The organism is Paenibacillus sp. 1-8 (genome assembly GCF_056316205.1).
In genome coordinates this window covers 5,340,129-5,359,351 of the sequence record NZ_CM149995.1, presented here as the reverse complement: position 1 = coordinate 5,359,351, position 19,223 = coordinate 5,340,129, and the positions used below count along the sequence as shown (strand labels likewise).

Sequence of the window (19,223 nt, the reverse complement as noted above, 5' to 3'; positions counted from 1 at the left end):
TCAATGTTTAATCCAACCGATTTTCCCAAGCCCACCCTTATTTCAGTCAACAGTGTGGAACTCGAAGTGTTTGAAGCAGGCCGAGAAAACGCTGGAAAACCTATTGTACTCTGCCACGGCTGGCCAGAGCATGCCTATTCTTGGCGCCATCAGATGGACGCACTTGCCGCAGCAGGCTACCATGTCATCGTCCCCAACCAGAGGGGTTACGGCAACTCATCCCGTCCAACCGAAGTAACAGACTATGACATTGAACACTTGTCGGGTGATCTCATCGCGCTTCTCGATCACTATGGATACGAGGATGCTACCTTTGTCGGTCATGACTGGGGTGCATTCGTCGTTTGGGGACTGACCTTGTTGCATCCAAACCGCGTCAATAAAGTGATAAATCTGAGCTTGCCTTATCAAGAGCGCGGAGAAAAACCCTGGATCGAGTTCATGGAAGAAATACTTGGCGGCGATTTCTATTTCGTCCACTTCAATCGACAGCCAGGCGTCGCGGACGCCGTATTCGAAGACAATACGTACAGGTTCCTTCGTAACCTCTACCGGAAGAATGAGCCTCTCAGAGCACCTGAGCCAGGTATGGCGTTGATCAATCTCGCCAGAGCAGAAACACCGCTCGGTGAGCCCGTAATGAGCGAAAGCGAGCTGGCCGTTTACGTCTCCGCTTTTGAAACATCAGGGTTCACGGGCAGCATAAATTGGTACAGGAACCTTGACCGCAACTGGCGCTTATTGGCGAAGGTGAACCCAATCATCCAGCAGCCGACCCTCATGATCTACGGCGACCGGGATGTGGTTGCGAAGTCTGAAAACCTGACAAAGTTCGTGCCCAATGTGGAAGTGGTCAATCTGGATTGCGGTCATTGGATTCAGGAAGAAAAGCCGGAGGAAACAAATCAAGCGATTTTGAGATGGCTGGAACAGCAGGATGCCACCTAGTCGGTTTTGATGTTGCTCTGTTTGCTTAACAGAACGAGATCTAAGTGGTTACTTTTCCGTATTGCCATAGCATGCTCTGGCATCATCGGCGGATTTTTACCTCCGGATATGACTACGAGTGGAATATCGGGGAAGGAGCCCGCTCCATATTGCTTTCGCCATTGCTGTTGCAGCTTGTCAGAATCAGAATACTAATTAACATAGTTATGACAATAGCTCCCGGACGGGATAAGTGTCCTATCCTATACTTCTTCATTGCATGCGTCCTCCCTTGCTTAAAAACTTAAGGATAGTATAATGCACTAAACTTACGTCCCCTCGTGAAAACTCACTCATATGATTTTACCTATATGGTGATACGGAGAGCCGTACCACAAGTAGCGGCAAGTTTTTTTGTGGGGAACTGCGTAAAAAGCGTGGAAAAGGAATAGTATGGCAGGGATTTACCCTAAGTCACTTTCTGTGAAAAAGCCTGCTATAGAGGCGATGTGCTGTGATTTGAGGGCATAGAGCTGGACGGGACTTACTCCTATTTGGCATCAGATGACGATAGTGTACGGAGCGTTGAACTTTTGCTTGGGAAAAGCAAAAGCCCCTGCCACCGTTTGGGTGGAAGGGGCATATCCTAAAAAACACGCATTGACTTTATCATCGAACTCCAATTCGATGCCTTCGATTTTCTGGCCTTTCTTCACATGAATCTGCTTCACGATGATCTGAAGCAGGTTCTTTTGTGTTTCAATCGGTGCTGACGATAACAACTCATGGAATTGAGACAGTACCTGCTTTACTTGATGCAGCGGAACCGGGTCAGCGGAGCTTCGTTCAAGCTGTCGTAAGGCCTCTTGCCTTCTTCTTGTCAGTGCTTCATGCTGCTGCTTAAGTTCATTCATACGCTGGATTAGAAATTCATTATCAACAACATCGGCTTCGTAGAGCTTGAAGTATTTCTTCTTTTGGGCATCCAACGTTCCAAGCTCCTTGTCAACGGAAGCTAGTTCTTTTTGGAGAGGGACGACATTCACTGTACGGTTATTATTGATTCGTGCCACGATGTCCTCCAATATCTTAGGCTTTCTCACAACGGCAGCAATTCGGTCGGTTACATATTGTTCAGCCATATCAGCCTTCACACTGTTTGAAGTACAAACGCGGCTACCTTTAGCACGGAAGTTGCTGCAAATGTAGTATCGCCGTACAACCTTGGTTCCACCCTTGAGCGTATCATGAATTCGATGTGCGACAAGCGTGGCTCCACAGTCAGGGCAACGCATCATTCCGGTCAACAAATAGGTTCCATTGAAGACACGCGGCGAGGTGACGGACTTTTTAGCGTAGAGCTTTTGTACGGTTTCCCACATATCCTGTGAGATAATACGTTCGTGTTCGCCATCAACAATGATAGGATCATGATTAATACCCTTACGCCTTTGTTCACTCCAGTTTTCTCTCACGTTGTACCGAATCTTACCGATGTAGACGGGATTGTTGATGATCGTCTTGATCGAAACGGCACTGAATGGTTTGTTAGGCTTCGTTTTGTAGCCGTTGTGGTTCAGTTCGTTAGCAATGCTGCGTAGTCCTCGTCCTCCGGCATACATATGAAATATTTTCCTCACCAATTCAGCTTCAACGGGGTTTATTTGCAGTGCGGAATCCTTTCCTTTAGGAATGGGAACCTCGACGACATCATAGCCGAGTACCTGACCGCCGTTCCATTTCCCGTTTCTCGCACGTTGCTTCATTCCCATTTTGACATTCTCTACAATGATGTTTCGCTGAAACTCAGCCATCACACCCATCATTTGCATCATGGCCTTCCCTGATGAAGTACTCAGATCGAAATCCTTCTTTTTTACCCTTTTCGGATGTAACATTTTCTAGATCTTTGTATGCTTCAAATACTTCTAAAAATGAATCTAAATTTCCTAGAAGCCTAGTATCTTTAAATAGACGCTTACTGGTATATATAACATCAACTTCGGTGAATGTAATGATAAAGTTTTGATTTCTGTTTATATAATCTAGCAAACTGATTTCTTGATCAGTGAATTTTAGAATGATTTTTTTGAGTCTGGGTGAACTAATTGTAATAGAACTAATATTTTTTTTAATAGTGATATTTTTATCATATGGGTTCTGAACATTATGAGTAATTTTTTTATCACTTATTTGTTTATTCTCTATAATGAAATAAGATTCAAATTTTTTTAAGACCTCCTGCAAATTTATATTTCTGCTACGATCTTTATTGTATCGATATTCAACTGATTCAAGAGAGTCAGTTTCAAGTTCAGTTAGAAGGTCATTAAAATGAAATAAAACACTAGAGGGGCGTAATAAAGGAAAAATTTCCCCGGTTTTTAAAGGTGTTGAGAAGCTATCAAGAAATGAATCAGCTAAAACAAAGTTTTGGATCTTATTAATAATTTCTTGTAACCAGCCAACATATTCATGGAACGTGACCTTTTTTCCTAGTTTATTAATGCGTGAGGTGTTAAGTGCTAGAGAAATACGGTTATCACTTTCCTTAATTCTTATATTTTTCAATACGTAGCGGCCTAAATAAGCAGCTGAAAAAGAGGCTCGAAGGTCATTAGCTTCAACGTTACGATTCCTGATAGCATTGTCGCTTATATCCATATTTTCCATGGAAAATTTCTCGAAATATGCTTTATCGCTTAAAAAGAGACGAGATATCGTTAAATAATCAACCTTAACGGAAGTAAAATATTCATGGGACAAGATGCATCTATGTTTATTCTTGATTCTCAAAAATAAAATTTTAGGCAGAAATCAGCTCTCCTTACCGGAAACCATGCTTTGTGTCTTCTCATGCATCGCAGAGGGATTGGATCAAAAGCCGCTTGACTCTGCAAAGACGATTACCATTACTATGCGATATTTAAAAAATGGCGAAGAAACAGTTGTTTTTCCTCATTAGGTTTGCAGACCGCTTTCGCCTTGTGTCATATGACATTATGGCACTGGCCGATTTGACATCAAGAGCCGTAGGATACGACTACTACTTGTAAAGGATGTGGGCTCTTTGATGACAAGAACCGTCGTCAGCTTTATTCAAAATGGCTATTTCCTACTGCTTACTTTCGCTACCGGATTGTTTTACTTTTGCTTTTATCTGGTCGCTCTTACATTAGGCTTGAGTCTTTCGTTTACCGTCGTGGGTGTTCCTCTGATTACTCGCATTTTGCGAACTACATACGCCTTCCTGCAATTTGAACGCATACAGACCAAGATCTATACGGATATTACCACAGAGCTTTACGTTAAACCAATAAACACCGATGCCTCTATCTGGCTTCAAGCAAGGAAGGAGCTGCTAAATCGGCGCAACTGGATTGCTATCGGCTGGCTGATGCTGAAGCTTCCGGTGGGGATTTTAAGCCTAATTAGTGCGGCCTTGCTTTATATAACTCCACTCGCGATGATTGCGACCCCGCTCCTCTTTCCGCTATTTAATTATTATTTTATGGGTGTACTTGTAGATACTGTGATAAAATCCGTATTGGTTTCGGCCTCAGGAGTCATATTCACTATGGTGAGCTACAGGCTTGCGAACAGCTTCACGCGCATGCTAGGAGGCTACACCCGTTTTATGATCAAGAGTGTGAACCGGTAGCCGGAATGTCCCGGTCTGGATTTAAAAGTATTGTTGGATGATGGTCTGCTCTATAATAGTTACGTAATGTCATACTGATAGTTCTTAGGGGTTGATGGTTTTGTTCGATATGGTAAAGCAGTGGTTCTGGTACGACTGGTTCATGCTTACGATCCGCCTGATTTGCAGTACTTCTCTCCTGCTCACTATCATAGAGCGGCAAGCTCATTTCACGCTGCCGCTTTGGGTTCTTGTGTTTTGGCAGCTTATTGCTTTTTCCGTTCCCTGGCTGTGCTTGCAGCTCAATTATAGATACTACCTGCTTACCGAGATTGTGATCCCGGGCGGGCTTTGCTTGTATTTAGCTTCATTTTTTCCAGAAGCCTACCTCACATTCCTATTGTATGCATTTTTAATTGCCGCTAACAGCAAACAAAGAACATATCTTTGGTCAGGTCCTTTATCAATATTGCTCCTACCCGCTATAATTAAGCTGCTTGCAGAGCAGAGTGATTTTTGGGTTATGACCATTCAATTCGGGACGGCTTATGCATTCGGATTTTCCTTCCATTTATTGATGGTCAATCATCGTCAAAGCGAAATTATACGCGAGCAAAATGCGGTGCTGGAGCAGTACTTGTCCCAAATCGAGCGCATCACGCTGGCCGAAGAGCGGAATCGGCTCTCCAAAGAGCTCCATGATACTGTCGGTCATGCGTACACTTCCCTCATTATGGGGTTGGAGACCTTGCGCCCTGAGCTAGAAACGGATACAGGAACGAAACGGCTCGATTCCCTATTGAACCTGGCCCGCCAGAATATGGATGAAGTGAGAGGCTATGTGCATCAAATCGAATCGCCGCATGAAGAACTCCCACTGCTTCAGTCTTTGCGGAAGCTGGCAGAGGAGTTTCAGGAGCATGCTAAGGTGTCGGTTCGTTTCCAGGCCTTCGGGGAGGAATACCCTGTAACGAAGCAAGCGAAGATAGCGCTGTATCGCTGCTTGCAAGAATCATTGACGAATGCCGTGCGTCATGGACACTCGACGGAGATTACGGTTTTGGTGCAATTCGAGCCTCAGCAGACGAGGCTGGAAATTCAAGATAACGGCCGCGGGATGGAACATGGACGGGATGGCTTCGGCTTGAACGCCATGAAAGAGCGAGCGATGAATTTGCAAGGTCATGTTGGCGTCTATACCCAACCGGGCGAAGGCACCCTCGTTACCTGCACCCTGCCACGACAAACGGAGCTTAAGGATGATGTCATCCGTCTGTTGGTCGTCGATGACCAGCCTTTTATCCGTGAAAGTCTGCGGACTCTTCTCGAGGAGCAGCAAGATTTGCAAGTCGTAGGGGTGGCAGAAGATGGCAAGCAAGCCATCGAGCTGTGCAGGCAGGTTCAGCCTCAGCTGGTGCTCATGGATTTGGACATGCCGAACCTGGACGGAATCTCCGCATCCCGTATCATAAAACAAACGTGGCCCCACATCCGCATCTTAGTTCTCACCACGTTCGAAGATACTGGACAGGCTCTGGAAGCGCTGCGAAGCGGAGCGGACGGATACTTATTGAAGTCGATGAAGCCGATAGAGCTCGCCGAAACAATACGCACGGTCTATCGCGGAGGCACGCTGATCGATCAGGAGATGTCGCACAAATTGTTTGCACAGCTGGAATCCGCCAAGAGCGGGGAAGATCCGTCGACAACTCAAGTGGCCGCGACCTATGATTTAACTCCACGGGAGCTTGAAATTTTACAGTCCGTGTCGAAAGGACTGCGATATAAAACCATTGCCTCCAAATTGTATTTATCTGATGGTACGGTTAGAAACTATGCGTCATCGGCCTATCTGAAGCTGGGGGTTCGCAACCGGGAGGAAGCGGTGCAAAAAGCCCGGGAGGCAGGGCTTCTGGAATAAACCTTACGGCTGGATGCCGATTTCCGTTGGATATGGAGAAGACCAAGAAACAAGCGGCAGCATCAGCAGCCGCTTGTTTCTTATTGTACAAGAAAACCCCCAGTTTGATCGGGGGTTCAGGAAACCTTATATAAAGTACCATTATAGGAATTGGCAATTTTGGTGTAGAGGCTACAATGTGGATACCGTAGGGCGAAACAAGACAGTGATTGCCGAATACATTCGAAATCAACTAACCGAGGACAAGAACTACGAACTACTCACGATGAAAGAACTGTTTGACTCGTTTACGGGTAAGTTGATACAAAAGGGCATATAAAATCCCCTTTATGGGGGAAGCCTGAGACCAATCGCGGTTGGCAGACTTTCGGTACGCCTCCTTAGGTGCCTGCTAGTACCGTGCCCTTATCGGTTGGCTTTTGCTTGCCCATAACATCCTCAAATGGGCGAGATGAACCAAAAAGCGCGAGTCATGGGGAAATCCCCCCTGCACTCGCGCTTTTTTTCGTTAATCCTGAAGTAAGCACTGTCCCTTACGGTAGAAAATCTACTTAATCCTTTTGAATTAGTGACTGATTGGCAACGTATAGTAATTAAATGCTTGATCCAACAAGGCACTGGCTTCTTGACGCTTCAAAAGCTGTTTGGAGCGGAAGTTTATGGAGCCGTCTGAATTGATCTTGATATCCGGGTCCACGATACCTTGGGAAACAAGAGCTGTGATGGCTTTAACTGCCCAAGCATCCGTTTCGCCACTCAATTTAACCTTAGTTCCAGGCTCAACCTGTTTCAGGTTCTGGATCATTACCGCCGCCATTTGTCTAGTGATAGGAGAATTAGGCTGATAATTACGTAGTCCGGCCATCATCTGCTTCTTATTCGGTTCAATCATGAAAGGTTGTTTATACCACCCCTGGGCGCGCAGCAGCACTTCTGAGAATTCTCCCTGAGTCATCGTTCCTTTCGGATCGAAGAGGTTAGCTGACTTTCCGCTCATGACTTTCAAAGCATTAAGGTTGTTTATATATGAATTATATTTACTATCCGCAGGTACATCAGAGAATGGTGAATCAATGTTTATTTTTTGCGCATAAGCAACGAGGTCTGGGAGCTGCATGTAATACAAATATGCAATATGGCCTGCTTCATTTTTATTAAACGTCAATTTATTACCTGATTCATCTTCAAATAATAAAGGGTGGATCATTTTTAGTGTATGTTTGCCTGATGTTCCTGTCTCCAATATTAATTTCCCGTCCGAATACGAAACCTTCGTCCTTAAGGCAGCGATACGCGTGTTTTGGTATAATCCCACGTAGCCTTGGGCCTGCTGCTCACTTATTGTCGCGTAGGTTGACTTTGGAACTTCTGCTTTTCTCGGATAATAATGATTCATAAATTCTTCATACACGTCAAGACTCATCATGGAGTCGTTATTGTAGGACATATACATCGCTGTATTCTTCTCAGGCAGAATAACAATCAAGGAAGAATGCCCTGTAACATTTCCTCCTTTTAGAATCACATGCTGATTATTCATCTTCTCTTTGAAGTAGCCTTCGAATCCAATTGTTGTAACCGGGAACTCCTTGTCAGGAAATAATTGGTATGTGTGCATTTGCTCTATGCTCTTTTGACTCACCACTTCTTTACCTTTGTACTTTCCTTTGTTCAGGTGCATAATGAGGTACTTCGCCATGTCATCTGCTGTTGAAACCATACCGCCTTCAGGTTTTTCCGTTGGTTTAAACCCGTCCAAGGGTATCAGTTCGCCTGTTGGTCCATAGTGAGCAGCCATTCTGCTTAACAATTGGGGGGTAAACCGCACACTCGTCGAAGTCATGCCTAACGGTTTGAAAATATTCTTTTCCATATATCGGGAATATGACATGCCCGTTACGTTTGCTACTGCATATCCCGCTAGCATGAAACCAAAATTGTCATAAGTGTACGCTTCTCCTGGAGGCCTGACAACAGTTGGCATATTTGATGCAATGTACTTCTTCATTGGAAAATATTTGTCCGCGTATTCTGGATGCATTTCCATGAGAATATCTGGTTCATCAAATCCACTTGAATATGTAAGTAGATCAAACATCGTCAGTTTTTTTCCTGTTTTATTCGGAACCTTTATTCCTCCTAAATACTCTTGGATATCGTGTTTTAAATCCATTTTCCCCTTATCGACCAACTGCATAGCTGCCAATGCAGTGAATGACTTTGTAACAGAGCCGATTTGGAAAACGGTATTTTTATCAACAGGAATTCTTTTTTCCCTGTCGGCATAACCGTAACCTTTGCTTAGCATCACTTTCCCACCTGCGACGACCACAAAATTAGAACCAACTGTATTAAACTTCTTCATCTTGTCCGCAAAAACACCATCTGCAAAAGCTTCTAGTTCCTTGGCATCTCGCGGCCCCTCCAAGCTAGCCTTTTCAGATGTAACTGGTGCGTTAACGGGTGCGGCAACTGACGCGCCGTTGGGTGCCATACACGCGGTAGTTATCGTAGCAGATAATAGTAGAACCGCGAGACTGGTGTGAAACATTTTTTTCATGAATGATTTCTCCTTGAAATGTATTTTTGCCTTATAGCGTCCGGCAAAACCAAGTATGGCAAAGGACTTGTCATACCAACAAGTTACATTTCGTCACCCACCATACCAAGTCACTCCAAAGTGTCATATGACAATTAGGCTTCTTACAAGACATCATTATACAAATTCGATTTTTAAGGGAATAGAAGGGGCTTACTCAAGAGGCTCTTTCAGAGAAAGCGGAAATTCACTACAGTTACATATCAGAAATGGAACTAATGCCTAGTGTTCAATGGTAATATCGTTTTTGCGTGTGTCCATTTGATTGCATACCTTTACAGCATTACATCTTTAAGAAAAGAACAGCCGGAATGGTTTAGAGAGGATTTAGGTATCCTCTTCACATGGTTGGAGCAGGGGAAAATCAATCCGCTTGTTTCCCATCGAATTCCGCTTCTTGAAGCGGTACATGCTCAGCAGTTGTTAGAGAAATCGCAAGCTGTCGGTAAAGTGGTTCTCACTGTATCATAAAGGGAGGCTGACAAGTCTATGTACTCCATTGGAGAAATCGCTAAATTAACGGGCATTACGGCCTTTACACTTCGATATTATGAAAAAATAGGCGTTCTCCCCAAGCCTCGCCGTCAAGATGGAAAACGAAGCTATGATGAACAGGATCTACAATATGTCCGGTTTATTCATGGATTAAAGGAGACGGGGATGAGTTTGGAGAACATCGCAGCTTTTACCGAGGATGGCTGCCTACTGACCCGTAACGATTCGGACATGGACATTTGCGGAATTTTATACAAGAGGATCAACATGCTGGATGAGCATATTGACCTATTGGAGCAGCAAATGGAGCGGCTGGAAACGTTAAAGGCGATTGCGCATGAAAAAAGCGCGTTTTATTCCGCTATGCTGAAAGGGCGGACATCGAAGAGAGTACAGGATATATAAAATCGAATATAACCATGATAACAAATGGGCATCCGCTGGATATCCTCTTTGATGAATTGAGAAAAAACTTGCTGTTTCAAAAAGTGCGGAGAACCGTATCACAAGTAGGGCGAAATTTTTGTTTTAGGTAGCAAGAGTGGAGCGCATAGTTTTTTGAAACAAGATTTTTAAACTCGTTGTTTAAATACAAGGGGGGATAGTATGGATCATACAATTGAGCTAATCAAATCAATTTTTCCAAACACTATAACTGCTGCCCCGATAGCGGAAGCGTGAATAATTGCATGATATTTCTTTTCTTGATCGCTAGTCAACATTTTCACCTTTTATTTGAAAATTATAGAAATAAATAGCCACTCCAATATTTTACTACAAAAACTATTCTTCAAGTTTATAAATGTTCTAAATCCTATATTTTGAGTGCTACTGAATATAGAATAAGCCCCTTCTGCCGAAGTCAAAGTAGAAGGGGCTTATCTTCGTTGCCTGTGTAAAGAACTGTGGGAATTTTCCCTTACGTCTGGCACTTTTCCCAGTTTATTAAGCGCTTTCCTAACTTCCTCCAAACGTATTGTTAGCGTTTTTTCATAGTGATATTATCTGTTCATAGCAACGAAGAAAACACTTTCAAAAGGGGATTAGAGATATGGGCATAGTATTGGCACGAATTGATCAACGTTTGATTCATGGAATTGTGGTGACTCAATGGGCAGGACATACAAGAGCGAAACGACTGATGGTAGTGGATGATGCCGCGAGTAAAGATGAAATCCAAAAAACAGCTATGCGTATGAGTAAGCCTGCCGGAACCGGGATGTCTATTATTGATACGGATACGGCCATTACCAACTTCAATGCTGGAAAATATGACGACCACAATGTTTTATTGGTTGTTCGAGAACCTGAAACGTTACTGAAGCTTGCTGAGGGCGGCGTTCGAATTCCGAAAGTAAACATCGGGATCATTTTTGACGGTGAAGGTAAAAAAACGGTAAAGAAGATGGTTTCGGTCAATGAAAAAGAAGTAGCCGATTTAAAATCTTTAAAAGAAAAAGGAATTCCTGTCACCTTTCACTTTGTGCCGGGAGATGCGGAAGAACCACTGGAAACCTATATTAAATAGCAGAGCAGGAAGAGGATAAAAAATGGAGATTATACAAGCGATACTCATTGTTGTATTAGCCTTCTGGATGGTTATTGACCAGCAAGGCTTTGTCATTACTACCTGGTACCCATCCATTATCGGAATGATTGCAGGGCTTATCATGGGAGACGTCCCGACAGCAATGGTTATAGCCGGGACATTTCAATTAATGGCCTTAGGGGTAGCGAATATAGGTGGGTCCTCCGTACCCAATTATGGTCTTGCGACACTTATTGGGATCTATGTAGCCATTCGTACAACCAATGATGTTGAAAATGCGAAAGCCATTGCCTTGGCGGTCGGCGTACCTGTTGGAATGTTGGGTATTCAATTGGATGTACTGGGCAAGATACTCAATTCATATGTTTCTCATGCTGCTCAAAAAGCTTTAAACGAGGGGAAATTCGAGAAAATGAACCGTATTTTCTGGATTGGTCCCCTTATTTTTGGTTTAACCACAGCGGTTCCAACCTTACTTTGTGTGATATTCGGAGATAAGATCGTAAGGGTGTTATTGGATGTCGTACCAAAATGGTTTATAGATGGATTATCCATAGCCGGATCAATGCTGCCAGTAGTAGGGATTGCATTATTACTTCAGTTTATGCCAGTGAAGAAATACCTGACGATGCTCTTGATTGGATTTGTGATTTCCGCGTATCTGGGCTTACCGATCTTAGGAATTGCAATTTTGGGCTTTGCATTTTCCTATTATTACTTTACACAAAAAATGAATAGTACACCCGTAACAGCCGCGGCGGGGAATGGCAATGCCTCAGTTGAAGGAGACGAATTCGATGAGTAACACAGAGCTGGCAGAAAATAATGTAACGAAAAGAGACATTCGGAAAGCAGCCATCCGGTATATGTTCATGGCTTGTAACACCTTTAATTACGAAAATCAGCAAGCTCCGGCGGTTGTGTTTGGACTGAACAAAATTTTACGAAAAATCCATAGAAATGATGAGGACTATAAAGCATCGTTAAATAATCATTTTAATTACTTTAATACAACCACCTGGATGGCCAATCTCCTTTTAGGAGCCACGGTGGCGATGGAACAAAAAGATGGAATCAAATCCAAAGAAGCGGTTCAAGCTTTTAAAACAGGAATGATGGGACCGTTAGCTGGTGTTGGAGATACACTCATTTGGGTGTTATATCCAACCATTATGGGGTCAATTGCCGGATATATGGGGTTACAAGGAAATCCAACAGGTGCGATTATTTGGTTATTATTAAATACTTTCTTTTTCATTTTCCGTATTAAATTGTTTGATTTGGGTCACACCTCCGGATTGAAATTAATCACTGCCCTTGGCGACAAATTAAATGTCTTTACTGAAGCAGCCTCCATCATGGGGTTAACAGTTGTTGGCGCATTAATTCCATCCGTTGTAAAAATGAATGTTCAGATTAAGTATCAAACGGGGGAAGTAACTCTACCCATTCAAACTGAAATTCTGGACAAAATTATGCCAGCGTTGCTGCCGGCTGTTTTAACAATTGTCGTCTATAAATTGATCGGGTCGAAGAAGCTAAGCATCACAAACATAATATTTTTGATCATTGCATTAGCGTTAATCTGTTCATACTTTGGAGTTTTGGGAGTTTAATTGTTAAAGACCAGAAAGGAAGGGAACCAGACATATGCGAAAAATTATCATCGCAAGCCACGATAGAATGGCAGAAGGCTTAAAGGATACTTTAAACTATATAACTAAAGGTATTGGTAATGTTCATGCCCTTTCAGCATACCTGACCAACACACCAGTTAAGGAAGAAGTCAAAGTATTGTTGGGAGATGTAGGGGAAGAAGATGAAGTAGTGGTGTTCACGGACTTGCTCGGAGGATCGGTTAATCAGGCATTTGTACCGTATATAAACCGCCCGCATTTTCACATCATAGCAGGAATAAATTTACCGCTTCTCATCTATCTACTGGTTCTACCTGAGGATGAATATTTAACAGCCGATCAAATACTTTTCGCCGTGAGTGAAGCAAGGCAACAGTTAGTATATGTGAATGACTACGTCGCCAATATGCCAAAAGATGATGATGAAGATGAGTAAGAAGATGAAAGAGAAAAATTGGTGGAAAAAAAGTGTGGTTTACCAAGTTTATCCGCAAAGTTTTAAAGATACAACTGGAAGTGGAATAGGCGATTTAAACGGAATAATTGAGAAGTTGCCTTATTTGGCGGATTTAGGAATCAACGTGATCTGGTTGAATCCGATTTATCAATCGCCGCTGGTGGACAATGGATATGACATTGCAGATTATTACAAGATTAATTCCGAATATGGAACAATGGATGATTTTAAACGACTTTTGGAAAAAGCACATCTCTTGGATATCAAGATTATTATGGACCTGGTAGTTAATCATACAAGCGATCAGCATGAATGGTTTAAGAAGTCTTGTGAATCCCGCGACAATGAATTTTCAGATTTTTACATTTGGAAAGATCCGAAAGAAGATGGAAGTGCACCTACGAATTGGGGCTCGACTTTTGGAGGTCCCGCTTGGGAGTACGTCGAGAGCCGCGGACAATATTATCTGCATCTGTTTGCTAAAGAACAACCGGATTTGAACTGGGAGAATCCCAAAGTTCGTGAAACAATTTATGATATGATGAAATTCTGGTTTGAGACGGGAATTGACGGTTTCCGGATGGATGTAATCAGCTTGATAAGTAAACGTCAGGATTGGCCGGATGCACCGGATGATGCAATCTATACTAAATCCTATTATATCGGTGCCTCCAATGGACCGCGCGTCCACGAATTTCTCCATGAAATGAATCAAGAGGTACTGAGCAAATATAATATTGTTACCGTGGGAGAGACAGCAAATACAAATAGTGATCAAGCGATTTTGTATACAGACCCGGATCGGGAAGAATTAAATATGGTCTTCCATTTTGATCACATGCATCTGGATTATGGACCCTATGGAAAGTTTTCAGACATACGTTTTAAGATGAGCGATTTACGAGACGTTATGACAGAGTGGCAATACAAACTGGAAGGCAGGGGGTGGAACTCGCTTTATTGGAGCAATCATGATCAGCCGCGTGCAGTTACCCGTTTTGGGAATGACAAGGAGTATCGCGTAGAATCGGCGAAAATGTTAGGGACACTCCTTCATATGATGAAAGGCACGCCTTATATTTACCAAGGAGAAGAGCTAGCAATGCGCAATGTCCGCTTCGCTTCTTCAGATCAGTATAAGGATATTGAGACCTATTGTATGAAGAAAGAATTTGAGGAAAAAGGACTTCCAGAAGCGTACATTAAAGAGTCCATTTTCTTGAAATCCCGTGATAATGCGCGTACACCGATGCCATGGAATGGAAGAGGAAAGTATGGATTTACAACCGGAACACCATGGATTGATTTCAGCCCGGATAATGATTGGATCAATGTAGAAAATTGTCTGGCCGATCAAGATTCTGTGTATTACCATTACAAAGAATTAATTCGTCTTCGGAAAGAGTTGCCGGTTGTGGTTGACGGAGTTTATGAGCTGATCAATCCGGGAGATTCCGCTGTCTACGGGTATACACGTACCCTGGCAGAGCAGAAGCTGGTAGTCATTTGCTCCTTCTCCGAAAACAAAGTTAACTATTCGTTGCCTGAAGAACTGAAAAATTCGTCCGGTAAATTGTTATTATCCAATTATCCTGATACAAAGAAAGAGCTGGATGACCTGGAGCTTCGTCCGTATGAAGCTGTAATTTATTTTATTAAAAAATAATAAACTGACCAGACTAGTAGAGTATCTCCTCTTACTAGTCTTTTTTTGCAGTATACTTAATATGGAGAATGCAACATTAAATTTTTCATAAGTGATAATACTTGATAATGCTACATAATAAGGAGAAACTATATGGATTTTGACCTGCGTGTAAAGATAAATTATGACGATTTGACCGATTCTGAAAAAGAAATGGTAAGATTCATAACAAATCGGCCTCAAGATGTCATTAGCATGAATATTGTTGAATTAGGCGAGGCAATGTTTAGTTCAAAAAGTTCGGTGCTTCGCTTGGCAAAAAAGCTGGGATATCATGGATTTTCAGAATTAAAGTATGCTCTTCGATCGGACATGACCCAATCCTCACTTGTGCCTAGTGATTTGACTCTATTATTAAAACGGGATTTAGACCGGATTTTTCGATATGTGGAACAAACGAATTTCCAGCCTTTCCTGGAGAAGTTAAAAAATGCACGGATGGTCTTTTTATACGCTACTGGTTTCTCACAGAATAATTTTACAAAAGAATTTTCAAAGGATTTAATGATTGCGAATCGACAAAATATATTGATTTCAGGCGAGACAAACTTGGCGATTAATAGCTCTATTATAACAGAAGATGATTTGATTATATTTACTTCGTTTAGCGGCGAAACAGAAAGGATAAAAGATGTCGTTCGAGCATTAAATATAAAAAATGTAACGATTGCAGCCATTACTAAATTCGGAAGTAATTTTTTGGTTAAGTATGCCGACTATTCATTCTTTTTTGAAGCAACCCCATTGCCAAGTCATCAAAAGCAAGTCGTTTATTCGATGATTGGGTTAGAAGTGATACTAGATGTAATCGCACGAAAATATCTTGAGTTTGTTCTATTTGATGAATAATCATTTTTGCAGTTGTTTATGCGGTCACGTGCGTGAAGAAAAGTACACAAGCAATTTCGCCTTAGCGATGATATGGTGAACCGTATCACAAGTAGGGCGAAATTGTTGGCTTTAGCCGCTCAAGGGCGCGGAAATGACAATAGCCTATTCCCCGTCCATGTATCTAAAGAAAGCAGGATCGGGAGTGCCCTTATCCTGCCTTCTTGCGTGTATATGTTTTCTACTGTACTAAATTATCTAAATCCGGCTGCAATTTGTTCCGCAAAACATACACCATGATGGCACCAACAAGGAATGCGACCGCGTCCGCAATGACAAGCGACCAGACCACCCCGTGGAAGCCGTTCATTTGATTGGCGATAAACAACACAGGAATCAGAGTAATTCCTTGAATAATTGACATAATAAACGCGGCAGTTCCTTGCGCTGTTGCTTGGAAGATCCCGGTAAACAATGTGGTCATTCCTGTAATGAACAAGGATAGGAACGTCACATGTAGAATGTAGCTGCCCATTTCAATTAATTGCGAGTCATTTGTAAATAAACCAATTAAGTGGTCGGAAATCAAATAGACGATGATGCCGAATACGACTGCTAACGCCACAATCACTTTGATCGTAAATCCAATGGCATTCTTCATGCGTAATCTATTCGCTGTGAAAGAGAAGGCAATCAACGGCACGACTCCCTCGCATAAGCCCATCAGAATAAACTCAGGAAATTGCAATAAACGTGATGAAATTCCGTAAGCCGCTACGGCCTGATCCCCATATTCGACAAGAAAATGGTTAAAGATGAGCGACATTGCACCCAAAAAGATACTCATAATAAAGACGGGAACTCCGATTTTGAATACATTGCTCAGAATGTCCTTGGTAGCCTTGAACCATTTTACGGAGACAGTTAAGAATTGGCTCTTATATCCCATATGGAAGGCGTAGAATGCACTCGCAACCAAGTTAGAAATGACCGTAGCAGACGCAACGCCGATCACGTCCCAATGGAGCACGAAGATGACTAACGCGTCGAGAATAATATTTATAACAACACTGAGAATCATACCGATCATCGACGTGATTGCTGCACCCTCCGAACGCACGATATTCTCCAGCGTGAAGAATAATACGACGAATGGTGAGCCAATAAGCATAATCGTGACATAGTCCTTCGTGAATCCGAAGGAGTCAGACGTTGCCCCCAGGCTATGAACGATTGGATTGATCAACGGGAGACCCATGGCCATCACGATAAGACCGAGAACTAAACTGCTGTAAAAGGCGAATGAAGACACATGCTTTACATCATCATATTTTTTCTCTCCTAGCAAACGGGAGACGAATGTACCGCTGCCCATGCCAATCAAGTTGCCTAGCGCCATTATGATTGCGAATAACGGCAGGGTTAGTGCGAGTGCGGTTAACATAGCAGTATTGTGAAGTGTACCAAGGAAATAGGCATTTAAGATGGAATATATAACATTCATTGACGTGCCTAGCATCATCGGTACAGCGAAGTGAGCTACGGCTTTTGCGACCGGTGCTTTTTCAAAGTAATAGAGGTTTTCTGCATCCATGTTGGATCACCGCTTTCTTCATTATTTTAGTTATTAGTCTAACACCGTTAGATTGAACCTTACAGTGTTAGATGATATCATGAACCTATGAACCTGTAAAGCATAAACTTACACTGTTAGATAAAAGGGCGGATGACAATGAAAAAGCAGCAGCCTCAGATTTCGGAGGATAAGATTTTGGAAACCTCGTGGGAGCTTCTTGGAGAGGAGGGCATCGAGAAATTCAGCATGAGACGATTGGCCGACAGGTTAGGGATTCAGGCTCCCTCTCTGTACTGGTACTTCAAGAGCAAACAGCATCTCTACCAGCGTCTGGCCAACCAGGTATCGAGAATGATTCTGGAGGAGTTCCATTCCGAGGGGGACTGGAAGGAGCAACTGACGGTGCTTGCGGTAACGGTACGGAGCGTGCTCAGCCGATATCCCTGCTCCACGCAGCTCATGATGATGACGCTGCCCCACGAACCGGACATCATCCGGTTCACCAACCGTATGCTGCTCTGCGTGGAATCGACGCCGCTTGAGCAAGAGCAGAAAATGCAAGTGGTTACTACGCTTGTGAACTATGTCTTCTATTTCGTTCTAGACGATTATCAGCATGAGCGCAATGTCTCCGCCATCCTTAAGGACCAGGAAGCGCATCCGGGTGAGGAGATGATTCGCCTTCTGAACTCCATGAGCGAGACGGATGCGGGACTGTTTCGGAGGATGTTCACGAACGGGCTGTTCGATCTGATGGGGACCGACGGGGCGTTCGAGTTCGGCTTGAAGCTGATTCTGTTGGGGATTGAGCAGGTGATAAAGGAGCAGGAGAAGTAGCGTTAGGTTAATTAATTGCAGCTGTCACGACGCGACAGCTCCCTTTTTATTTTTCGCCGATAGCCCCGTTACGGTGAACCGTATCACAAGTAAGTAAAGCAGAACCCCCGTACTATAGACGGGGGTTCTTTTGCCCAGAGGAAGATTATACAGCTATACGAACAGTATTGGTGAGTCTTTTGACTATTTTCGTTTTTTCCCAACAGCGCCTAGGAAAAGGATAAATTCTTCATCACCGTCTAAACCTAATACCTCGTCGATTAGGTTTTGGTCATAAATACCGATCGCACAAGCTCCTGCATCGATCGATTCGCTTGCCAGATAAAGGTTCTGAGAAACATGTCCAATATCAATCAGAATTTTTTTATGTGCTGAGATATCATATTTCCATTCGGAACGGTATGGAATTGTACTCCATGCGAACATTACGGCAGCCTTTTTCGAGAAATTCGGGACAAATGGCTGGTCTAATGTGATGGCATCAATTTTTTGGTCAATTTCATCCAATTCAGACATAAATAAGAGCTTGTGTTCCACCGGTAAATATCTGTAGATTCCTTGGCGAATTCCCTCCACCCGCATAATGAAAAGGTAGGTTTCAAAGGTATGTGTTGCGCCGCTGCACGGCACAGTTCGAAGGGTAAGTCCGGTCTTCGTTGTACTTGTTATTCCTTGAGTAGCCCATAATAGATATGATAACTCCTCAAGATGTAAACTTTCCTCAGAATAAAATCGGGTACTTCTTCTTTCCTTTATACAGTCATAAATATTTTGTTTTTTAACAACGTCCTCGTTACATTCCGGGAGGTCAATAATGACGGATGAAGAGGAATAAGGTTTAACGGTCATTGGTTTCGGCAGACCCTTTATCTTATCTGTTTTCACATGTTTAAATTCAAGAAAGTTAGACTTCAAGAAACTTCTTTGCTGTTCATATCGCCCCATGATAGAACCTCCCATGATATCTTTACTCTATAAAAGTATACACGTTCAGGTATTCGTGGTAGTGATATGAATCACGTACTATAACAAAGAGATATTCTGTCTTGATT

General features: G+C 42.8%; 17 protein-coding genes and 1 pseudogene. 13 read left to right on the top strand and 5 right to left on the bottom strand.

Annotated features, from left to right (window positions below):
• Positions 1 to 3: 3 nt before the first annotated feature.
• Positions 4 to 948: an alpha/beta fold hydrolase gene (locus tag AC0WRU_RS24715; protein ID WP_476126715.1), complete on the top strand. Its 945-nt coding sequence runs from the start codon at positions 4 to 6 to the stop codon at positions 946 to 948.
• Positions 949 to 1,487: 539 nt separating this feature from the next.
• Here the strand turns inward: AC0WRU_RS24715 and AC0WRU_RS24710 are convergent.
• Positions 1,488 to 2,762 carry a recombinase family protein gene (locus AC0WRU_RS24710; RefSeq protein WP_476126714.1) on the bottom strand — a complete coding sequence of 425 codons (1,275 nt, stop codon included), beginning with the start codon at positions 2,760 to 2,762 and terminating at the stop codon, positions 1,488 to 1,490.
• The gene (locus AC0WRU_RS24705; RefSeq protein ID WP_476126713.1) at positions 2,734 to 3,600 is read right to left on the bottom strand and encodes a hypothetical protein; all 867 of its coding nucleotides are present in this window, start codon (positions 3,598 to 3,600) and stop codon (positions 2,734 to 2,736) included. Before AC0WRU_RS24705 ends, AC0WRU_RS24710 begins: the two co-directional genes overlap by 29 nt.
• 400 nt (positions 3,601 to 4,000) lie before the next feature.
• Here AC0WRU_RS24705 and AC0WRU_RS24700 point away from each other — a divergent pair, with 400 nt between their 5' ends.
• The 3 genes and pseudogenes from AC0WRU_RS24700 to AC0WRU_RS24690 form a co-directional block, all read left to right on the top strand.
• Positions 4,001 to 4,588: a sensor domain-containing protein gene (locus tag AC0WRU_RS24700; RefSeq protein ID WP_476128714.1), complete on the top strand. Its 588-nt coding sequence runs from the start codon at positions 4,001 to 4,003 to the stop codon at positions 4,586 to 4,588.
• A gap of 100 nt (positions 4,589 to 4,688) precedes the next feature.
• Positions 4,689 to 6,488, top strand: coding sequence for a response regulator (locus AC0WRU_RS24695; RefSeq protein WP_476126712.1), 1,800 nt, complete (start codon positions 4,689 to 4,691; stop codon positions 6,486 to 6,488).
• A gap of 130 nt (positions 6,489 to 6,618) precedes the next feature.
• Positions 6,619 to 6,807 (top strand): annotated as a pseudogene (locus AC0WRU_RS24690) (IS200/IS605 family transposase); the annotation flags it as partial.
• A gap of 246 nt (positions 6,808 to 7,053) precedes the next feature.
• Here AC0WRU_RS24690 and AC0WRU_RS24685 read toward each other — a convergent pair.
• Positions 7,054 to 9,048, bottom strand: coding sequence for a serine hydrolase (locus AC0WRU_RS24685; protein ID WP_476126711.1), 1,995 nt, complete (start codon positions 9,046 to 9,048; stop codon positions 7,054 to 7,056).
• 264 nt (positions 9,049 to 9,312) lie between these two features.
• Between AC0WRU_RS24685 and AC0WRU_RS24680 the strand changes: the two genes are divergently transcribed.
• The 8 genes from AC0WRU_RS24680 to AC0WRU_RS24645 all read left to right on the top strand — a co-directional run bounded on the left by AC0WRU_RS24680 (position 9,313) and on the right by AC0WRU_RS24645 (position 15,779).
• The gene (locus AC0WRU_RS24680) at positions 9,313 to 9,558 is read left to right on the top strand and encodes a zinc-binding dehydrogenase (RefSeq protein WP_476126710.1); all 246 of its coding nucleotides are present in this window, start codon (positions 9,313 to 9,315) and stop codon (positions 9,556 to 9,558) included.
• An 18-nt stretch (positions 9,559 to 9,576) separates the two neighbouring features.
• Positions 9,577 to 9,987, top strand: coding sequence for a MerR family transcriptional regulator (locus tag AC0WRU_RS24675; protein WP_476126709.1), 411 nt, complete (start codon positions 9,577 to 9,579; stop codon positions 9,985 to 9,987).
• 646 nt (positions 9,988 to 10,633) lie between these two features.
• A complete protein-coding gene (locus AC0WRU_RS24670; protein ID WP_476126708.1) occupies positions 10,634 to 11,110 on the top strand; it encodes a PTS sugar transporter subunit IIB in 477 nt (158 codons plus the stop codon).
• 22 nt (positions 11,111 to 11,132) lie between these two features.
• Positions 11,133 to 11,936, top strand: coding sequence for a PTS mannose/fructose/sorbose/N-acetylgalactosamine transporter subunit IIC (locus tag AC0WRU_RS24665; RefSeq protein WP_476126707.1), 804 nt, complete (start codon positions 11,133 to 11,135; stop codon positions 11,934 to 11,936).
• Positions 11,929 to 12,747: a PTS system mannose/fructose/sorbose family transporter subunit IID gene (locus AC0WRU_RS24660; protein ID WP_476126706.1), complete on the top strand. Its 819-nt coding sequence runs from the start codon at positions 11,929 to 11,931 to the stop codon at positions 12,745 to 12,747. Before AC0WRU_RS24665 ends, AC0WRU_RS24660 begins: the two co-directional genes overlap by 8 nt.
• A 34-nt stretch (positions 12,748 to 12,781) precedes the next feature.
• Positions 12,782 to 13,204 carry a PTS sugar transporter subunit IIA gene (locus tag AC0WRU_RS24655; protein WP_476126705.1) on the top strand — a complete coding sequence of 141 codons (423 nt, stop codon included), beginning with the start codon at positions 12,782 to 12,784 and terminating at the stop codon, positions 13,202 to 13,204.
• Entirely contained in the window at positions 13,197 to 14,891 is a 1,695-nt protein-coding gene (locus tag AC0WRU_RS24650) for an alpha-glucosidase (protein WP_476126703.1), read from the top strand. The genes AC0WRU_RS24655 and AC0WRU_RS24650 overlap by 8 nt, the downstream gene beginning before the upstream one ends.
• Before the next feature lie 132 nt (positions 14,892 to 15,023).
• A complete protein-coding gene (locus AC0WRU_RS24645) occupies positions 15,024 to 15,779 on the top strand; it encodes a MurR/RpiR family transcriptional regulator (RefSeq protein ID WP_476126701.1) in 756 nt (251 codons plus the stop codon).
• Between the two features lie 220 nt (positions 15,780 to 15,999).
• Here AC0WRU_RS24645 and AC0WRU_RS24640 read toward each other — a convergent pair whose 3' ends face one another.
• A complete protein-coding gene (locus AC0WRU_RS24640; protein ID WP_476126700.1) occupies positions 16,000 to 17,352 on the bottom strand; it encodes an MATE family efflux transporter in 1,353 nt (450 codons plus the stop codon).
• Positions 17,353 to 17,490: 138 nt separating this feature from the next.
• On the opposite strand from AC0WRU_RS24640, the gene AC0WRU_RS24635 reads away from it, so the two are divergent.
• Positions 17,491 to 18,171 (top strand): TetR/AcrR family transcriptional regulator, encoded by a 681-nt coding sequence (locus AC0WRU_RS24635; RefSeq protein WP_476126699.1) that lies wholly within the window; start codon positions 17,491 to 17,493, stop codon positions 18,169 to 18,171.
• A 183-nt stretch (positions 18,172 to 18,354) separates the two neighbouring features.
• Here the strand turns inward: AC0WRU_RS24635 and AC0WRU_RS24630 are convergent, their stop codons facing one another.
• Positions 18,355 to 19,116 carry a SagB/ThcOx family dehydrogenase gene (locus AC0WRU_RS24630; protein WP_476126698.1) on the bottom strand — a complete coding sequence of 254 codons (762 nt, stop codon included), beginning with the start codon at positions 19,114 to 19,116 and terminating at the stop codon, positions 18,355 to 18,357.
• Positions 19,117 to 19,223 lie beyond the last annotated feature (107 nt).

Coding starts and splice junctions, on each gene's coding strand:
- AC0WRU_RS24630 (WP_476126698.1), bottom strand. CDS start 19,116: ATGGGGCGATATGAACAGCAAAGAAGTTTCTTGAAGTCTAACTTTCTT.
- AC0WRU_RS24645 (WP_476126701.1), top strand. CDS start 15,024: ATGGATTTTGACCTGCGTGTAAAGATAAATTATGACGATTTGACCGAT.
- AC0WRU_RS24670 (WP_476126708.1), top strand. CDS start 10,634: ATGGGCATAGTATTGGCACGAATTGATCAACGTTTGATTCATGGAATT.
- AC0WRU_RS24650 (WP_476126703.1), top strand. CDS start 13,197: ATGAGTAAGAAGATGAAAGAGAAAAATTGGTGGAAAAAAAGTGTGGTT.
- AC0WRU_RS24655 (WP_476126705.1), top strand. CDS start 12,782: ATGCGAAAAATTATCATCGCAAGCCACGATAGAATGGCAGAAGGCTTA.
- AC0WRU_RS24635 (WP_476126699.1), top strand. CDS start 17,491: ATGAAAAAGCAGCAGCCTCAGATTTCGGAGGATAAGATTTTGGAAACC.
- AC0WRU_RS24660 (WP_476126706.1), top strand. CDS start 11,929: ATGAGTAACACAGAGCTGGCAGAAAATAATGTAACGAAAAGAGACATT.
- AC0WRU_RS24710 (WP_476126714.1), bottom strand. CDS start 2,762: ATGATGCAAATGATGGGTGTGATGGCTGAGTTTCAGCGAAACATCATT.
- AC0WRU_RS24700 (WP_476128714.1), top strand. CDS start 4,001: ATGACAAGAACCGTCGTCAGCTTTATTCAAAATGGCTATTTCCTACTG.
- AC0WRU_RS24675 (WP_476126709.1), top strand. CDS start 9,577: ATGTACTCCATTGGAGAAATCGCTAAATTAACGGGCATTACGGCCTTT.
- AC0WRU_RS24715 (WP_476126715.1), top strand. CDS start 4: ATGTTTAATCCAACCGATTTTCCCAAGCCCACCCTTATTTCAGTCAAC.
- AC0WRU_RS24665 (WP_476126707.1), top strand. CDS start 11,133: ATGGAGATTATACAAGCGATACTCATTGTTGTATTAGCCTTCTGGATG.
- AC0WRU_RS24640 (WP_476126700.1), bottom strand. CDS start 17,352: ATGGATGCAGAAAACCTCTATTACTTTGAAAAAGCACCGGTCGCAAAA.
- AC0WRU_RS24705 (WP_476126713.1), bottom strand. CDS start 3,600: ATGGAAAATATGGATATAAGCGACAATGCTATCAGGAATCGTAACGTT.
- AC0WRU_RS24685 (WP_476126711.1), bottom strand. CDS start 9,048: ATGAAAAAAATGTTTCACACCAGTCTCGCGGTTCTACTATTATCTGCT.